Origin of the sequence: Pedobacter vanadiisoli (genome assembly GCF_042684385.1) — a bacterium.
GTDB classification, from domain to species: Bacteria; Bacteroidota; Bacteroidia; order Sphingobacteriales; family Sphingobacteriaceae; genus Pedobacter; species Pedobacter vanadiisoli.
This window is the reverse complement of record NZ_JBHULL010000031.1, coordinates 1-15,995: the sequence shown is the minus strand read 5'-3', so window position 1 is coordinate 15,995 and position 15,995 is coordinate 1. Positions and strand designations below refer to the sequence as shown.

Genomic DNA, 15,995 nt, shown 5'->3' with positions numbered 1-15,995 from the left:
TTGATTACCTGGATGGGATAGTGTACAAACCCAATGGTACCATTGATTTCATCCAGACTGAAGAAGGGATTGCGCGTAACAGTAACGGAAGTTACAGTTATGAGTACAATCAGACAGATCATTTGGGGAATGTCCGCACCAGTTTCCAGAAGAATCCAGTATCTGGTACCGTGGAGCCGATCCAGCGGGACGATTATTACGCTTTCGGATTGAGAAAAGTTGCGAGTGGTGGAACAAATAAATATCTTTACAATGGTAAGGAGTTGCAGGAAGAATTGGGGACTCCAGGGCAAGGACAATATGATTATGGTGCTAGGTTCTATGATCCGGTGATAGGAAGGTGGAATGTTATTGATCCGTTGGCGGAAGGTATGAGAAGGTTTAGTCCTTACGTTTATTGTGGGAATAATCCGATTAGATTCGTTGATCCTGATGGAATGTTTTTTAACGAGTATGAAGTTGTTGTCCAAGGTGGCCAAGTGCAGAGCACGACTATGACTGGAACTAAGGGTGGTGATGTTACTGATTACGTAACAGTAGTAAATTTAGATGCAGCCCCATATGCAAGCGGAATATCCAATTATACTGTTGACGTACAAACAGGCTACACTTCGGGTGTTGCGGCTGATGAAGGAGCAGGTAGTCAAAAACGACACCCTACTCCAGGTGTTAGACAGTTGCATGGGAGTATGCCTGTTGATGTGCAAGGATACTTCTGGTTAACCGCAGGCCTTTTTGGTCGAGGGGCGGCCATTTTAAGGGGAGCAGGTGCTTTAGAGGGAGCAGCTACATTTGCTCCGGAGGCGGGAGTTAAACTTAGTCAAGCTTTATCAGAGGCTGGCGGCAGTAAATCGGTCGCAGCTTTTCTGGGATGGGGCGATAAAACTATAATAACGAAAACAGCAGGTGACTTTACAAAAAAACAATTGTTAGAGGCTGGTTATACGAAAGAAGTATTGCACAATATTTATTCGGGTCTTGTAAAAGCGGGTGAAAAAACGCTTACAAACGGCGGCTCAGGGGCATTGAATCCGGCATCTGTCGTAAGGGCCCGGCAAGTTTTAGAAATTTTAAAAACACACTTCTAATGAAAAAAATTAAAATCCAAATTCAGAATTGTAGCAATGGCTCTATGTCAATAACCAAGGAGCCAGAGGCAGTACAGGGATTTATTAGCGAGGGCGATATAATTGATGTTGAAACTAATGAAGAAGAGGACAACATTTTAATTAATGTTGGTAAGAATGATGATGGGTCAATTTATATCCAAATATGGGATGCCCGCAACACAAGGTACATAATATATCATAAAGGAAAAGATATGTTTGAAGAGTATCTTGAGTAGCGCATAATTGTTCTTGTGCCCCCTTCGCTAGCGCACGTCTGTGACGTGTGAGAAACGGATTACATCAAAGCCCATCAGGAATGTTGGGCTTTGTTATTTCTGTAGTAAACCAAGTTTAATAAGCCTTGCTTTGATGGCTCCGTAAGTTCTGGAGTGTAGTTTGGCTAGTTCTGTAATCTTGATGCCTTTAGCAAAGCGTTGTGTGAGCAATGCATCTTCTTGTTCACTCCATGCTAAACCCATCTATCCGTAGTCTTGAGCCTGAGAGTTGAGCATCAGGAGACTACAGATAAATTATTGAACACATATGCATGCTGTTTCGAATTTGGGTTCCAGATATTATGCTAGGAATTAAATACATTGGTTTTGTCTTTAATCGGGTAACCGAATGAAGGGCCACTTTCTTTAAAAATCCTGTAACCAATCGATCGGAGGTTTTACAGCAAGACAACTATTATGCCTTTGGATTGGGGAAAGAACCGGCTGCAAAAGCGCGCTTAACAAGTATCTTTACGATGGCAAGGAACTGCAAAGAGCTGGGACAGTACGATTACGGTGCAAGGTTCTATGATCCGGTAATTGGAAGGTGGAATGTGGTGGATCCAATGGCTGAACAGGACCGGAAGTCTACACCTTACAATTATGCTTTTAATAATCCAATTTTGTTCATTGATCCAGATGGAATGTTTAGAGATTATTATGGTACGGATGGAAAGTGGCTTGGGACCGATCATATCGATGACGATAAAGCATACGTCGCAAAAGATGGCTCTTATACAAAAAAGGGGGATGGATATGCCATAAAAAAAAGTGAAATTACCGAGTTAGAAATTGGTAATAAAGAACTTCTCAGTAAGTCCGCGACCGTATATGGTGAAAGTTCAGCTTTTAGACTTAATAAAATTACTGATAAACTAAAAAAAGAAATGTTTTCTATTGCAAGTGTACATGATAAAAATGATCTTGCTTATGGAAAAGATAGTGATCAGGCCAAAGCATTCAATAAATTGACACCTGGTCAGAGAAATGGTACAATGAAGCAACTTGCTATTGCTGCAGAAATAAATGCGCAGATGGGCGGTATTGATTATAGTTTTGGCGCAAGTCAATGGGACGGAGCTGAGCAGGCATTGTTTCCGGCTTCTGATAAAAGAAAATCTTCAGGAACTTGGGAGCTTCATAAAAATACGATGGGTTGGAATATTTCTGATGCACATTATTCGAAATGGAAAACTAGTGTGGGAAAGAATTTTGTTGCACCCCAGGTAAGCACAGCAAACACAGGACTGAACAAAGGTAAAATTAGATTGACATCGAGTGCAGTTTACAATTCAACTATTTTTTGGAAAGTCAATAAATAATACATTCTATATGAAATTTAAACTCGTAATGTTTCTACTTCTAATTTCTTGTAAATCAAACAATAATGGCTTTAAAATAGATAGGTTTTTAAATAGGCAAGGCATGCACTCGAAGTTAGTGAATAACAAAATACTTCAAACGAATATTTATGATCATAAATTAAATCTTATTCTAAAAAATGATTACAGTAGAACCGGTTGTAATCTAGTGGATTCAACCATTTATGTTTACTCAAATAAAAATAAACTACTCGAAGAAAGACACTATTCCGCAATAGATGTACTATCTAATTGCAAGAGTAAATTTATTTTAAAGGATCAAGTCTTATTTAAATATAATCCGAAGGCTGTATTAGTTAATATAAATGTATTAAAAGGTTTAGTTTTAGAAGACAGTGAAAAAAATAACAATATATTCAAAGACCTAAAGGATTCTTTATCTCTTCTTAAAACTTATATTTCAGATATAAAGTTTATAGCTAATAACACTGCAAATTCAAATTTGAAATACGAAAATACAAATAATAGTAATGTTTATACGTTCAAGGTTAACGCTATACCATCTATTCTCTTAGAGTACGGCATTCCGACAAACGAGCTATTATTGCAGGCTAAAATTTATATTACAAATAACCATTTAATTAAGGATGAGTTTAAGTTTCAAAACTATATACTCACTCGAAAATATGATTACAAGAATAACATACTTCAAAAAGTCACCATTGAAAATACGCAAATTGAGAATAAAGATAAATCAATTTCAATCGAATATTTTGTAAAAACAAAACTATAGTTATACTAATTAACTGGATTATGGGGCAAGGTTCTATAATCCAGTGATTGGTAGATGGAATGTAGTTGATCCTTTGGCAGAGAAGATGAGAAGGTATTCGACTTATAATTATGGACTCAATAATCCGATTAGATTTATTGACCCCGATGGGATGGCGCCAACATCAATCCATCTTGATAAGTATGGTAAGGTTTTGGGTAATTATAACGATGGGGATAATAGCATTTATCTGCACAAAGACGCTACCTCTTATAAAGATTACAAAAAGAATTATAACTCTAAAACTAATACATCTGCTGGGGGAGTAAAAATTGGAGAACTTGGTAAGAGAATAGATGCTAATGGAATATTAGATAACTTGCTTTCTGAAAATATTAAATATGCAGTAGGCATAGTAAATCCATTTACATTTAAAAATCTCGTTAGAGGGAAAGGAGATTGGGATTTGAAAAATAACAAAAATACAATATATGGGGTTGCTAATGCATTTGATAAAGCAAATGGAACCTCCACTGAATTTTCTTTTAACGGAGGAAAATATTCCGCACCAGATATAGGAAACTTCCATTATGGTGCCGTTGGTAGCGCAACTTGGTTTGGTGAAGAAGGATTTTTATTAAAAAATGCTGGTGCTGCACAAATGACCGCTGGTACTTCAAGATTGGAATGGCAAAAATACGTAACAAATACGACTGTAGATAGTTTCGGTAATACCAACACATCCAAGACTATGTTACCGCCCTACGGAGATGATCCTTATGATCAAAAGATGATAAAATTAGGTATTATATATCAAAAAAATCAATGAAAAAGCTCATTTTAATTAATTTTCTAATCGTAATGCTTTATAGTTGTGGTATTACAACTAAAGACGAAACATATATTTCATCTGCAAAAAGCTCTAGTGGCAAAATTGTTAAACTATATTATGTTGAAGTTGGTGCCACAGCTAATGATGTAATACAAGTTAGGAAAATTAATAAAGACAATGATGAAGAACTTTTAAACTCTTATGAACATAATTTCGTAAAAGAGTTTAAATTTATAAGTGCAGACTCTTTATTTCTGGTTTTAGCTGATACTACTTCATTTGGCTTAAGTAAAAAGTTGGATACGATTATTCTTAGCATTAAATAGCTCTCAAGTTTAACATTGTAGCTTTAATGTAGGCGTTCACTTATGCTTAAAAAGTGAAATTTAATAGCAAAGCCGAGTTATGAATGTTAAGCTTTGCTATTATTTGGCGAAAGTCTTTTTAGTCTTATATGAACTAATGCTATATTGATAAAATAATATATCTAGTCCTTTTCAGTTCAGCGGCAATTGCCATATTAAGCCAATGACATGAAATTTAATGGAATTAATAATGGAACTCTTCTAGAAGCAAAAAGTTCTTATGATAATTTTGTTAACAAAAATGGAGAATTCCAAGACTGGTTTATAGGGAAAGACCCTCTTGTTGATCAAGCTAGGAGACAATTAGAAGCTGCAAATGGTTCTGTAATTGAATGGAATTTTTCTAGTCAAAAAAGCCTAAATGCTACTAAAACTTTGTTTGAACAAAATAATATAAGAAGTATTTTACTAAAATATACACCAATAAATTGATATGGTAGATTCATTTTATTTAGGTGCCTACTGGGGATCTAGGCACCAAGATTTAGAAACAGTAGTCCAACTCACTATAAAAACCCTAATAGGGTTACAAAGTATTGATGAGCAATTTTCAAACTTATATGAATTGGGTAGAAGTAGAAAACAGGCATTGACATCTAAGATCAATCTAAATACAGTAGAGATCGAGCAACTGTATAAGAAAAGATTGAAAAAGACTGACATTGATGAGCAGGGTAAAAATCGAATTGGATATCGATTATCTTTATGGACCGGGCAGGCAGATGATGAGTCAATTGGTTTATCATTTGTGGCTGGTGCTTCATCAATGATTACTGGGAATCTGTGCCTAATTAATTTTCCCTATAAATTCGAAATTAAAGATAGATTGCTAAAATTTGAGAAAATTAAAAGTATAGTTGATTTATTGATTGATAATTGGCAACCAGATAAGTTAATCCTTACTTCAAAGAAAATATCCGGAGAATTAGCAGGAATGAATGATACCGGTTGGATAACGTATAAAAAAAATATTTCTAATGCACCAAAGTTAGGTCGTAATATTATTTACGATCCGAATTATAAAAAAGGACATCTTTTTCATTTGAGAACTGACAACGGAATGGTTTACGATTATGGATTAATTGAAGATTTAAAGCTTTTAGGTGGACTGTAATCAGGCAGTTATTAACAGGCTGTTGTTGTTATATTCAATTTTCTTTCCGTTGAATATAAACTGTAGTTATTTTAAATTGACCCAACCGCTTTATATAATGGAGATTCTTTCTAAGTTGCCATTTCTTATGACCATCAACAATGCTTGAGTGGTATTAAAATAGGTTGACATCTATTTAAGTCTAAATAATCCTTGTCACGTAGTAGTGGCAAGGATTATTTGTATGCCTGATCTGGGTTTTGTATACTAATGAAAAGTGGGGCTTTTAGTATTGTAAATACCTAAGACCTTCCTAATTATAATACCCTAACATTGATTGAGGTTTTTGGGTTTCGATAAAATAAACTAATACTCAAGTTTTTAGTATCAATAAGCGACATCATTTCATCCTTGATTTTTTGGTAAAATTTCAGCCGCATGAGCAACAAAAATGCAAAACCAGTGGCAAACCTCCAAGGAATTTAAGGGGGAGTATTAATATAAATTATTGATAATCGGTTGATTGATTATTTTAGATTGTCCTGATTGGTGGTTGGTTTTTGGTACTACTTCCCGATACAAAACTTCGAAAAGCCTTACTATCAGTTATTTATCGCCATTGAGGGACAAATGGGGGATAAATATCCACAAACCAATAATAACTAGTACAAAGGTAAAGTTATTATGAAATCAAACCAAAAATAACTGAATTAAAAATTCTTGCTTCCCTATGAAGTTCAATATGTTTTTTTAATTGTTTGTCGCAGCATTTGCATTTGGATATCTAAATTGTTCACCAGCAATGGTCTTCAATATTTCTCATCAGAAATGAAAGATTCAACATAGTAGTGACAAAGGTTTGGGTTATTTGATTTTATATGATCATAACTTCTTGTTTCCCATTTCCTTGCCTTACTTTGTTTTTATACTTCTGAAGATTTTATATTGAGTATCCACCACAGACTGGTTAAAACCGTGTGCTGCTTTAGGCAGTAAGAAATATTCTTTTTTAGGAGCTTTCAGGGTATCAAAATAGTTTCTGGACATTTCCTTAGGCGTCAGAATATCTTCTTCACCCTGGATCAGATAAACAGGAATTTTAAAATTCAGATTATCTCTCATCATATCAATGGAAGCTCCCATCGATTGTACACCCAGTTTCTGATCTCCGACAAAATTGACAAATGAGTAATCGTCACCATCTTCTCTGTTTTTACGGTCCTTTTCATTGTTGTATTCTGGAGCTACTACAAACCAGTTTTCCGGAGCGGGAGTAGAATTTGCTTTCTCATATTTTTTGATCACTCTGTAAAGCATGCCTGTGCTTTTTGCGCTGGAGTAGGGCGGCTTACCTATGGTGTTCAATATTTTCAGAGCGTCATTATCTTTTTGGTCTTCTGCTGTTTTGTAAAGCTTTGAATATCTTTCTGTACTGAAATTAGGATTCACAATCTGAGAATGTCCTACATACGCATAAAAAAGCTCAGGAGCTTTGGTGGCTATTTTTACACCAAGAGCAGATCCCCAGGATGTACCAGTAAGGATGATTTTTTTCTTTTCAAGGTGCTGTAGAAGATATTGGGAAAGCATAATGCCATCATTTGTCATTTGTTCCAGGGTGAGTGGGTGGGTTTTTAAATATTCTGGAGTCAGTTCATCAGGAGGATTATTATGTCCATATGTTCTTCCAGAACCGCGCTGGTCCCACTGCACAACAATGAAATCTTTTTCGAGATCTTTATACAGAACATCAATATATGGGGTAATGGGACTTCCCGGCCCACCATGCAGAAACAAAATAACAGGTTTGGAAGGATTCCCGTTAATAGTTACCCATTGTTCAATTCCATTGATGGGAATATATTGCTCTTCGTGAATCTGACGGGTAGAAATTGTGTTATTCAGGTTTTTTTTTGTTTGTGCAGAAGCCAGAAATGGAAGCATGAATGAAAACAGGAAAATAGATAATTTAATGTTCATAAGTGATGATGGACATTGAAATGGTTAGTTTAGAACGGTTCAAATTTACGTATAAATTCAGGAAAATATCAGAATTATTTACATTAAATATCGATAAAAGACTTCCGGCTTCTTTTTAATATATCACGAAATGCCCGTCAAAAAAACTAATTTCATTTTTTAGATTGGTAATATTAATCACTTCGGAAATTAACTCCAAGACAAGAATTATAATGATTGTTGAAGGCGGGATTTTTAGCCAAGGAAATCGATAAAATTTTATTTCGCAGTATTGAGAATTAAAATTTTATTTCTTAAGTTGAAGGTCTAAAAATTCTCTCTAGGGGATATTGACTATTCACTAAAAATTATTACCATGAAAAACCAGATTTACAAGGATGCTATTTCGAGCATCTTAAAGTACGAACAGAAAGTCAGCGGGGAATCACTGCGAATTATTGATGAAAGTTATCGAATGACCAAGTACCTTCGAAAATTACTTGGCGAATTGAAAGATCATGTGTTACAATTTGGGTTCTCGGATAAATCTGGGGATTATCCGAAAAGTGTCCACTCATTTCGCTCCAAAATGTGCACAGATTACCGATTAAAGTGTGCAGTCGGCTGATTTTTAGCGTTTTTAAACTTGATTTTTAGCCTACCGGAATCTTCTGTCATCCGGGTAATAAAACGCGCTGCAGATGCTTTAAAATTCTAATTCGTCTGATCGATAAATTAGCATAAGGAAGCCTGCCGGACTTAATTAATCTATAGATCGTCCTAGGGTCACATTTTAAAAGCTGGGCAGCTTCTTTTACAGATAAATAGTCGAGTGTTTTTAAAGAAAAATAAGATTGATCATTAATCCTATCGATGAGCTTTTCATTTGAGTTTTCAGTAATTAATTGGCTTTGTGCAATTTTTTGATCTCTTTTTCTTTTTTTGTAGTATCGTTTTGCACAAATGTCACTACAACATTTGGTAACTGTTGTTCTGGCAATAAATGCTGCCCCACAATAATCACAGATACTTTTGATTTTCATATTTGAACTCATAATATTTTATTTGTGGGAGAGAAAACATGCTTAAGGTGCAATAACCGACAATTAGTTGCAATAAGATACAATAAGGTACCTTAAGCGACAGAATTTCTCCCGGGTTTAAAAAAATAAAATATTATTGGTTTGAGGGACAAGTGAGGGACAAAAAAGAACAAAATAAACCAAATCCTGAAAAACCCTTACAAAATTTAAAATAATGTAAATGGTTAAATATCAGATATTTGGTTTGTTTGTATTTGTTTTACTTGTTGTGTTTATTTACCGATACAAAACTTCGTAAATATATTCTCCAACAGATCATCAGTGGTAACGGTACCGGTAATTTCGCCCAGGTAATGCAGGGCCTGTTTAATATCCATGGCTAAAAAATCGGAAGTGACCGGATTATCTACATTGGCTAAAACGCGTTGCAATGCATGTTCGGTTTGTTTTAAAGCCTCTACATGGCGGATATTGGTGACCAAGGTTTCGCTCGTATTAATGTGGTGCAGGTTTACCTGCTCCAGTAAGGTGTTTTTTAACTCATCAATCCCCTGTTTCTCTTTGGCCGAAATAAATACCACATTTAAGGCCTCTAAGGCTTTACGCTGTGCAGGACTAAGGAGTTCGGCTTTATTAACCAAAATTAAATAGGGGATGCCCAGTTGCGCTAAACCACTAATTTGTTCTTCTATTTCGGCTGCGCTTTGGTTGGCATCGGCCATGTAGATGATCAGTTTAGCCTGTTTCATTTTCTCTAAGGTACGTTCTACGCCCAGGGCTTCGATAATATCGGCGGTATCGCGTATGCCGGCCGTATCAATAAATCGAAACACCACACCACCAATGGTGAGTTCATCTTCAATGGTATCGCGCGTGGTTCCGGCAATGTCAGAAACGATGGCCCTTTCTTCGTTCAGTAAGGCGTTTAGCAGGGTAGATTTACCCACATTGGGTTTGCCGGCAATAACAATGGGAACCCCATTTTTAATTACATTTCCCATTTCGAAAGAGGAGATTAAGCGCTGTAAAACGTAATTGATCTTGTTCACCAGGTTTTTGAGCTGCTCGCGGTTGGCAAACTCTACATCTTCTTCGGCAAAATCGAGTTCGAGCTCAATCATGGAGGCAAAATGGATTAACTGTTCGCGTAAACCCTTTAATTCGTTGGCAAAACCGCCGCGCATCTGTTGCATGGCCACATCATGCGAGGCTTTGGAGTTGGAAGCAATTAAATCGGCAACGGCTTCTGCCTGGCTCAGATCGAAAGCGCCGTTTAAAAAGGCACGTAGGGTAAATTCGCCGGGTTTGGCCGCACGGGCACCTTTGCCAATTAACAGGTTAATAATCTGCTGGATAATGTAATTGGAGCCATGGCAGGAAATTTCTACCACATTTTCTTTGGTGTACGATTTTGGGGCAACAAATAAACCGGCTACCACTTCATCAACAATATGATCGCCATCTTTAATGAGGCCAAAATGTAAGGTATGCGAGGCCTGCTTTTCCAAATCTTTCCCTGCAAATACGGCATTGGTAAGCGAAATAGCCTCCGGGCCCGATAAACGGATAACGCCTATGGCGCCTGAACCTGAGGGGGTAGATAAAGCAATAATGGTATCCTGATTGTTCATGTGCAGTATTAAAGCTGCAAAAATAAGGCTAATATGCGGGGATATGGTGTAAGGGAAGTAATTTTTTTCTGGTTTGTTGGTTTATTGGTCATTGGTTCATTAGTTCATTGGTCATTAGTCATTAGTTCATTGATCATTGGTTCATTGGTCATTGATTTATTGGTCATTGATTTATTGGTTATTAGTCATTGGTTCATTAGTCATTGGTTCATTGGTCATTGGTTTATTGGTCATTGGTTTATTGGTCATTAGTTATTGGTCAATGGTTTGATGGTTCATAGCCAGGCGTAGATTCTTAGCCATAGCCACTAAAACATAATTGTTCTGTTGGGGTAGCTTATCGGTTTGCTACTGTCTGTCTTCGTATTGTGCAAAAATTATCCTTCGATATAACCCATGGCTGGGAAACCTGACTATCGACTCCTGATTTCAGACTCTGGATCGCCGACCTCTGACCAAAAAAAACAAAACTTTTTCACCACAATGGTGTTTAAATCTCAAAATCAGAATAAGCTTTTTATGACGAACAATTTACCCCTGACCGTTAAACGATCGATAGAGTTATTGGGACTGATGGCCATTGTGGCTGTTATGGTAATCGGGAGAGACATTATTATGCCCATATTGATGGCTTTTTTCATCAGCATTATGCTGCTGCCGGTGTACCGCTTTTTAAAAAGAAAAAGAATTCCCGAATCGTTAGCCATTATCTTATCCATTTTACTGGTAGCGCTTTTTATGGCATTGATCATTTGGTTTTTTTCGAACCAGATTGGCATTTTGGTTAAAGATTTTCCGCAGATAAAAGCGAATGTAACCCAGCATATCAATACATTAAGCGATTGGATAAGCCGCATTACGCATTATGATGATAAACAGCAAAAAGCATTTATACAGGCTAAAAGCGACGATTTGATGAACATGGGTACCTCGCTTGCCGGCGGTGCTGCCGTTACCCTGAGCGGCATTTTTGTGTTTATAGGTTTATTGCCCATTTACATTTACCTGATGCTTTTCTACAAAGACATTTTACTGCGCTTTATTTTTATGTGGTTTAAAGCAGATGATCATCCGAAAGTGAAAGAAGCCATTTATGAAACGGAATCGATTATTAAAAGTTACTTAATTGGCCTGTTGATCCAGATCACTTATATGACCATTTTACTGGGCGGGATATTGATGCTGGTTGGTATAAAACATGCGCTTTTGATTGGGGTAATTTTTGCCATATTAAACCTGATTCCTTACGTGGGGGCCTTAATTGGTAACGTAATTGGCGTGCTGCTTACCCTTACTTCTTCGCAGGAATTATGGCCTGTTATTACCGTTTTGGGTGTAATTGCATTTGTTCAGTTTTTGGATAATAATATCCTGATGCCACGTATTGTAGGCTCTAAAGTTAAAATTAATGCTTTGTTTTCCATCCTGGGGGTATTTATAGGTGGTAGCATAGCCGGGGTTTCGGGAATGTTCCTGGCATTGCCTATTGTGGCGGTGCTCAAAATTATTTTCGACCGTACAGAATCATTTAAGCAATGGGGCGTACTGCTCGGGGATGAACGCCCGGCTAAAAGCCCCATGACGTTTGCTAACTTTAGAAAAAAAAAACCGGTAGCTACCCGATCGGGCATACAAAAGGGATAGCTTGTTAGGATAGAAAATGTTATGGTTCTACGCTAATCAGCATAATCTGCGTGAAACCATTGGGATATAAGTTCCCCGCAGATTTTAAGAAGATAACACAGATGATATTGAATATCGGTTGGTATAAAAAATTGTAAGCTAATGTAACCAATGTATTTTAAGATTGAACGGTAATCTTAATTTCAGCGATTTGAGCTGGTGGTCACTTTCAGTTCTACGTTTCGACCAAGGGTTTTAAACTTAACGCCATTATCTTGTTCAACAGTAATGGTAATGTGGCCAGTTTTACTCGTATGTATATCGCTTACTTTACCCTGCTTGCCTTTGTGTGTTCCTTTAACCACCACACAATAATCGCCATCCTTTAAATTTGTTGTTTCCATTTTTGTTGTAAGCTTAACCTGTTTGCAGATAACGTAATTTATTCAGTACTAAATATTAGTAATAGGAAGTATTGAGGTTGCTGTTCTGCTTTTCTGCAGCTTCAATAGGAGCATAATTGGAAAGTATAAGTGCTTCTCCCTTTTTAACGCAGACATCGTGTTCAAAGTGTACCGACGGACTTCCATCAACCGTTCTGATGGTCCAGCCGTCATCATCCAGGAAGACATCTTTTTTGCCCATATTGATCATCGGTTCTATGGCCAGCACTAGGTTTTCCCTTAACAGTAAACCGTTGCCTTTTCTTCCATAATTTGGTACCTGCGGATCTTCGTGCATATCTCTACCCAAACCATGGCCAACGAGGTCTCTCACTACGCCGTAACCCTGTTTTTCGTTATGATTTTGGATAGCCGCACCGATATCGCCAATGCGCTTGCCTACAACAGCTTCTTTAATTCCGAGAAAAAGCGATTCTTTAGTGGTTTTTACCAGGTTTAACACCGCAGGCGATACTTCGCCAATAATAAAAGTATAGGCATGATCGCCATGGAAACCATTTTTAATTGTACCTACATCTACCGAGATGATGTCGCCATCTTTCAATTCATCCTTAGTGGGAAAACCGTGCACCACCACATCGTTTACCGAGGTAATGATATGAAACGGAAAGCCATTGTATTGGTAAAAGGAAGGTACGGCGCCGTTATCGAGTATAAATTCGTTTGCTAACTTATCAATTTCGAGGGTGGTAATGCCAGGCTTTAATACTTTAGCTACTTCAGCAAGGGTATTGCTCACCAGCAGGGCACTAATCTGCATCAGCTCTACTTCTTCGTTGGTTTTATATAAAATCATTACTGCAAATGTAGCAAAAGAAGCGAAAAGGGAAAAAGACGAAAAAGTGGCGGTGTAAAAGGATTTGAGTAACCTCACATGAACTTTGCATGTGCCATAAGTATATCTGTTTTGTGGTTAAAAACACTGCTGCGCAGAAAATACGACGGTTTAGGTGAATGACTGTTGTGAATCAAATGTTTGCCACAGCATTACTGTTATATTTTTTTGCCTTTTAAACCATAAGCAATAATGATTTATCATAAACGTTTGTTTAATTTATAAAAAGCAATAGTTTTGCGGCCCGTTTATTGTTAACGGAAAGGAATATTGTTTAATTAATGGATGAGTATCATCCTTATAAAAGAAAAATTATGGACAAATTTAAAAAAGTGCAAGATCTGATCTCTTCTGTTGAAGTAGACGTAACTAAATTTTATGAAGGTGGTAATGCTGCAGCAGGTACACGTGTACGTAAAGCCATGCAAGACCTGAAAGTTTTAGCCCAGGAGATTAGAGCTGAAATAACCGATAAAAAAAACAGCGCTAAATAATTTGTTTTCGCTTGAACAAAGAAAGCCCGCATTTTATACGGGCTTTCTTTATTTTGGAGCATAAGAAGACATTACTTTTGCATAAAGCGCTACCTGTTCGCTTTTAATAGTTTAATGGATACACCTTTCGTACCTAAGGCAGTGTTCTTTTTTAAATAAGCTAATTTTCTTTGGGATAAGGTTTTTGCTTACATTCGTAAACGGTCTTCGGGCTACAGATACGGATAAAGCAATTAGTTATGAATTTCAAAACCTTGGTTCTTTTGTGGAGTACAGTTTCTACTGCACTGATTAGCGGGCTGTTTTATGCCTATTCTTGTTCCGTTATGCCTGGCCTTGCACGTCTTTCTGATGCCTCTTTTTTGCAAGCCATGCAATCAATTAACCGGGCTATTTTAAATCCGCTTTTTTTTATTTCTTTTATGGGTACACTCCTCATATTGCCCATAAGCGTTTGGTTTTTTAGAGAACAGGCCACCGTGTTTTACCTGCTTTTAGGAGCAAGCTTACTGTACTTTGGTGGGGTTTTCCTGGTTACTTTAATGGGTAATGTACCCCTTAATAACCTGTTAGACGGGGCAGATTTGGATAAACTTGATGCAAGCGGGCTCAGTTCATTACGAGAAAAATTTGAACCCGGCTGGAATGCATACCATCGCATCAGAACCATCGCTTCGTTTGTCTGCATGGTATTGGTAGCCTATGCAGCAATAGTGAGCCGTAAGGCCTAAACCTGCTTTCCAAAAAGGAGGCCTTATATGTTTTTGGAGCGCAGTGTTAGGGGGCAATTATTAAAGTTTGTTCCCGTTCTCCGCTATATCCTTGCGCTGCGCTTCAGGGATGCCGCTACGCCCGGGGCTAAAAACATATTTGCTACAAGAAAACGATGCAAGATGGGATTTCCAAATTAATAAAGCCGTATCTTAAATAAAGATTTGTCGTCTTTGGGAGGTAATTTATTGTGTAAAATCAATATGACTGACATAAAAATTTAGGAAATAGCGCTCTCAAATTATCGTCATTTCGAGCGGAGTGTAACGCAGTCGAGAAATCTAATTAGGTAGATCTCTCCGTTTCGCTGCGCTTCAGTCGAGATGACGGTATTTTTTAATGAAATTTATCGATGATAGATTAATTCTATTGGTTGGTGTCTCACCGGCCAATACTTAATGTTTTAGGTAAAAGATTCTTCACTGCGTTCAGAATGACAGCTCTTTTTTTAACACCAATTTTTATTGCACTGCCCCCGGTTAACTAAACCTTATTGTAGCGGCTATCCTTTTTGCTGCACCATCCATCGTATGTGCAGCTGTTCTCACAAAAAGATAAAAGTGGAAAGAAGGACTGCCAGAACTGACTTGTACTGCACCTGCTTTCCAAAAAGAGGACTTTATATGTTTTTGGAGCGCAGTGTCGGGGGGACTATTAAAGTTTGTTCCCGTTCTCCGCTATATCCTTTCGCTGCGCTTCAGGGATGCCGCTACGCCCGGGGCTAAAAACACAGTTACTGCAAAGAACAAGGTACAAAATGCTATTTTTTCTATTGGTTAATGTCTCACCGGCCAATACTTAATGTTCTAGGTAAAAGATTCTTCACTGCGTTCAGAATGACAGCTCTTTTTTTAACACCATTTTTTATTGCACTGCCCCCGGTTAACTAAACCTTATTGTAGCGGCTATCCTTTTTGCTCTACCATCCATTGTATGTGCAGCTATTCTCACAAAAAGATAGAAGCGGAAAGAAGGACTGCTAGAACTGACTTGTACTGCACCTGCTTTCCAAAAAGGAGGCCTTATATGTTTTTGGAGCGCAGTGTCGGGGGCAATTATTAAAGTTTGTTCCCGTTCTCCGCTATATCCTTTCGCTGCGCTTCAGGGATGCCGCTACGCCCGGGGCTAAAAACATATTTGCTACAAGAAAACGATGCAAGGTGGGATTTCCAAATTAATAAAGCCGTATCTTAAATAAAGATTTGTCGTCTTTGGGAGGTAATTTATTGTGTAAAATCAATATGACTGACATAAAAATTTAGGAAATAGTGCTCTCAAATTATCGTCCTTTAGATTTGTTTTGATATTTTATTTAAGGCAAAGAACGATTACTTTTCTTAAATTATAAATCAGATTACCTAAAACGGTAGCGGCACATTAATATATCGTCAAGGTTTTTATGCCTAA

The 15,995-nt window shown here is 37.3% G+C and carries 15 protein-coding genes and 2 pseudogenes; 12 read left to right on the top strand and 5 right to left on the bottom strand.

All coding sequences use genetic code 11. The features are described 5' to 3' along the window. From ACFSR6_RS17830 to ACFSR6_RS17790, 9 genes and pseudogenes are all read left to right on the top strand, one after another. A partial coding sequence (locus ACFSR6_RS17830) for an RHS repeat-associated core domain-containing protein (RefSeq protein WP_379081338.1) occupies positions 1-1,088 on the top strand: 1,088 nt, incomplete at its 5' end. Beyond that, positions 1,088-1,345, top strand: coding sequence for a hypothetical protein (locus tag ACFSR6_RS17825; protein ID WP_379081336.1), 258 nt, complete (start codon positions 1,088-1,090; stop codon positions 1,343-1,345). The genes ACFSR6_RS17830 and ACFSR6_RS17825, both read left to right, overlap by 1 nt. Positions 1,346-1,809: 464 nt before the next feature. Further along, positions 1,810-2,706 (top strand): annotated as a pseudogene (locus ACFSR6_RS17820) (RHS repeat-associated core domain-containing protein); the annotation flags it as partial. A gap of 10 nt (positions 2,707-2,716) precedes the next feature. Continuing rightward, positions 2,717-3,499 carry a hypothetical protein gene (locus ACFSR6_RS17815; RefSeq protein ID WP_379081334.1) on the top strand — a complete coding sequence of 261 codons (783 nt, stop codon included), beginning with the start codon at positions 2,717-2,719 and terminating at the stop codon, positions 3,497-3,499. 16 nt (positions 3,500-3,515) lie between these two features. After that, positions 3,516-3,662 (top strand): annotated as a pseudogene (locus ACFSR6_RS22520) (RHS repeat-associated core domain-containing protein); the annotation flags it as partial. Further along, on the top strand, positions 3,651-4,307 hold the full coding sequence (locus ACFSR6_RS17805) for a polymorphic toxin type 44 domain-containing protein (RefSeq protein ID WP_379081340.1): 657 nt from the start codon (positions 3,651-3,653) through the stop codon (positions 4,305-4,307). The pseudogene ACFSR6_RS22520 and the gene ACFSR6_RS17805, both read left to right, overlap by 12 nt. After that, the gene (locus ACFSR6_RS17800) at positions 4,304-4,636 is read left to right on the top strand and encodes a hypothetical protein (protein ID WP_379081331.1); all 333 of its coding nucleotides are present in this window, start codon (positions 4,304-4,306) and stop codon (positions 4,634-4,636) included. The genes ACFSR6_RS17805 and ACFSR6_RS17800 overlap by 4 nt, the downstream gene beginning before the upstream one ends. A gap of 207 nt (positions 4,637-4,843) precedes the next feature. Further along, positions 4,844-5,107, top strand: coding sequence for a Tox-REase-5 domain-containing protein (locus tag ACFSR6_RS17795; RefSeq protein WP_379081329.1), 264 nt, complete (start codon positions 4,844-4,846; stop codon positions 5,105-5,107). Between the two features lies 1 nt (position 5,108). Next, a complete protein-coding gene (locus ACFSR6_RS17790) occupies positions 5,109-5,789 on the top strand; it encodes an Imm52 family immunity protein (protein WP_379081327.1) in 681 nt (226 codons plus the stop codon). Between the two features lie 891 nt (positions 5,790-6,680). Here the strand turns inward: ACFSR6_RS17790 and ACFSR6_RS17785 are convergent. The 3 genes from ACFSR6_RS17785 to mnmE all read right to left on the bottom strand — a co-directional run bounded on the left by ACFSR6_RS17785 (position 6,681) and on the right by mnmE (position 10,401). Then, a complete protein-coding gene (locus ACFSR6_RS17785; protein ID WP_379081325.1) occupies positions 6,681-7,748 on the bottom strand; it encodes an alpha/beta hydrolase family protein in 1,068 nt (355 codons plus the stop codon). A gap of 653 nt (positions 7,749-8,401) precedes the next feature. Further along, entirely contained in the window at positions 8,402-8,770 is a 369-nt protein-coding gene (locus ACFSR6_RS17780) for a helix-turn-helix domain-containing protein (protein WP_379081323.1), read from the bottom strand. A 272-nt stretch (positions 8,771-9,042) separates the two neighbouring features. Then, positions 9,043-10,401, bottom strand: coding sequence for a tRNA uridine-5-carboxymethylaminomethyl(34) synthesis GTPase MnmE (gene mnmE / locus ACFSR6_RS17775; protein ID WP_379081321.1), 1,359 nt, complete (start codon positions 10,399-10,401; stop codon positions 9,043-9,045). 519 nt (positions 10,402-10,920) lie between these two features. Between mnmE and ACFSR6_RS17770 the strand changes: the two genes are divergently transcribed. Then, positions 10,921-12,045: an AI-2E family transporter gene (locus ACFSR6_RS17770; RefSeq protein WP_379081319.1), complete on the top strand. Its 1,125-nt coding sequence runs from the start codon at positions 10,921-10,923 to the stop codon at positions 12,043-12,045. Between the two features lie 182 nt (positions 12,046-12,227). Here the strand turns inward: ACFSR6_RS17770 and ACFSR6_RS17765 are convergent, their stop codons facing one another. Then, positions 12,228-12,428 (bottom strand): KOW motif-containing protein, encoded by a 201-nt coding sequence (locus ACFSR6_RS17765; protein ID WP_379081317.1) that lies wholly within the window; start codon positions 12,426-12,428, stop codon positions 12,228-12,230. A 55-nt stretch (positions 12,429-12,483) separates the two neighbouring features. Further along, complete coding sequence (gene map, locus ACFSR6_RS17760) at positions 12,484-13,284, bottom strand: type I methionyl aminopeptidase (RefSeq protein WP_379081315.1); 801 nt, start codon at positions 13,282-13,284, stop codon at positions 12,484-12,486. 353 nt (positions 13,285-13,637) lie between these two features. Between map and ACFSR6_RS17755 the strand changes: the two genes are divergently transcribed. Both ACFSR6_RS17755 and ACFSR6_RS17750 read left to right on the top strand, forming a co-directional pair. Further along, a complete protein-coding gene (locus ACFSR6_RS17755) occupies positions 13,638-13,817 on the top strand; it encodes a histone H1 (RefSeq protein WP_379081313.1) in 180 nt (59 codons plus the stop codon). 239 nt (positions 13,818-14,056) lie between these two features. After that, the gene (locus tag ACFSR6_RS17750) at positions 14,057-14,548 is read left to right on the top strand and encodes an anthrone oxygenase family protein (protein ID WP_379081311.1); all 492 of its coding nucleotides are present in this window, start codon (positions 14,057-14,059) and stop codon (positions 14,546-14,548) included. The last annotated feature ends 1,447 nt before the right edge of the window (positions 14,549-15,995 follow it).

Coding starts and splice junctions, on each gene's coding strand:
- ACFSR6_RS17805 (WP_379081340.1), top strand. CDS start 3,651: ATGGCGCCAACATCAATCCATCTTGATAAGTATGGTAAGGTTTTGGGT.
- ACFSR6_RS17765 (WP_379081317.1), bottom strand. CDS start 12,428: ATGGAAACAACAAATTTAAAGGATGGCGATTATTGTGTGGTGGTTAAA.
- ACFSR6_RS17815 (WP_379081334.1), top strand. CDS start 2,717: ATGAAATTTAAACTCGTAATGTTTCTACTTCTAATTTCTTGTAAATCA.
- ACFSR6_RS17790 (WP_379081327.1), top strand. CDS start 5,109: ATGGTAGATTCATTTTATTTAGGTGCCTACTGGGGATCTAGGCACCAA.
- map (WP_379081315.1), bottom strand. CDS start 13,284: ATGATTTTATATAAAACCAACGAAGAAGTAGAGCTGATGCAGATTAGT.
- ACFSR6_RS17770 (WP_379081319.1), top strand. CDS start 10,921: ATGACGAACAATTTACCCCTGACCGTTAAACGATCGATAGAGTTATTG.
- ACFSR6_RS17780 (WP_379081323.1), bottom strand. CDS start 8,770: ATGAAAATCAAAAGTATCTGTGATTATTGTGGGGCAGCATTTATTGCC.
- ACFSR6_RS17800 (WP_379081331.1), top strand. CDS start 4,304: ATGAAAAAGCTCATTTTAATTAATTTTCTAATCGTAATGCTTTATAGT.
- ACFSR6_RS17750 (WP_379081311.1), top strand. CDS start 14,057: ATGAATTTCAAAACCTTGGTTCTTTTGTGGAGTACAGTTTCTACTGCA.
- ACFSR6_RS17825 (WP_379081336.1), top strand. CDS start 1,088: ATGAAAAAAATTAAAATCCAAATTCAGAATTGTAGCAATGGCTCTATG.
- ACFSR6_RS17795 (WP_379081329.1), top strand. CDS start 4,844: ATGAAATTTAATGGAATTAATAATGGAACTCTTCTAGAAGCAAAAAGT.
- ACFSR6_RS17755 (WP_379081313.1), top strand. CDS start 13,638: ATGGACAAATTTAAAAAAGTGCAAGATCTGATCTCTTCTGTTGAAGTA.
- ACFSR6_RS17785 (WP_379081325.1), bottom strand. CDS start 7,748: ATGAACATTAAATTATCTATTTTCCTGTTTTCATTCATGCTTCCATTT.
- mnmE (WP_379081321.1), bottom strand. CDS start 10,401: ATGAACAATCAGGATACCATTATTGCTTTATCTACCCCCTCAGGTTCA.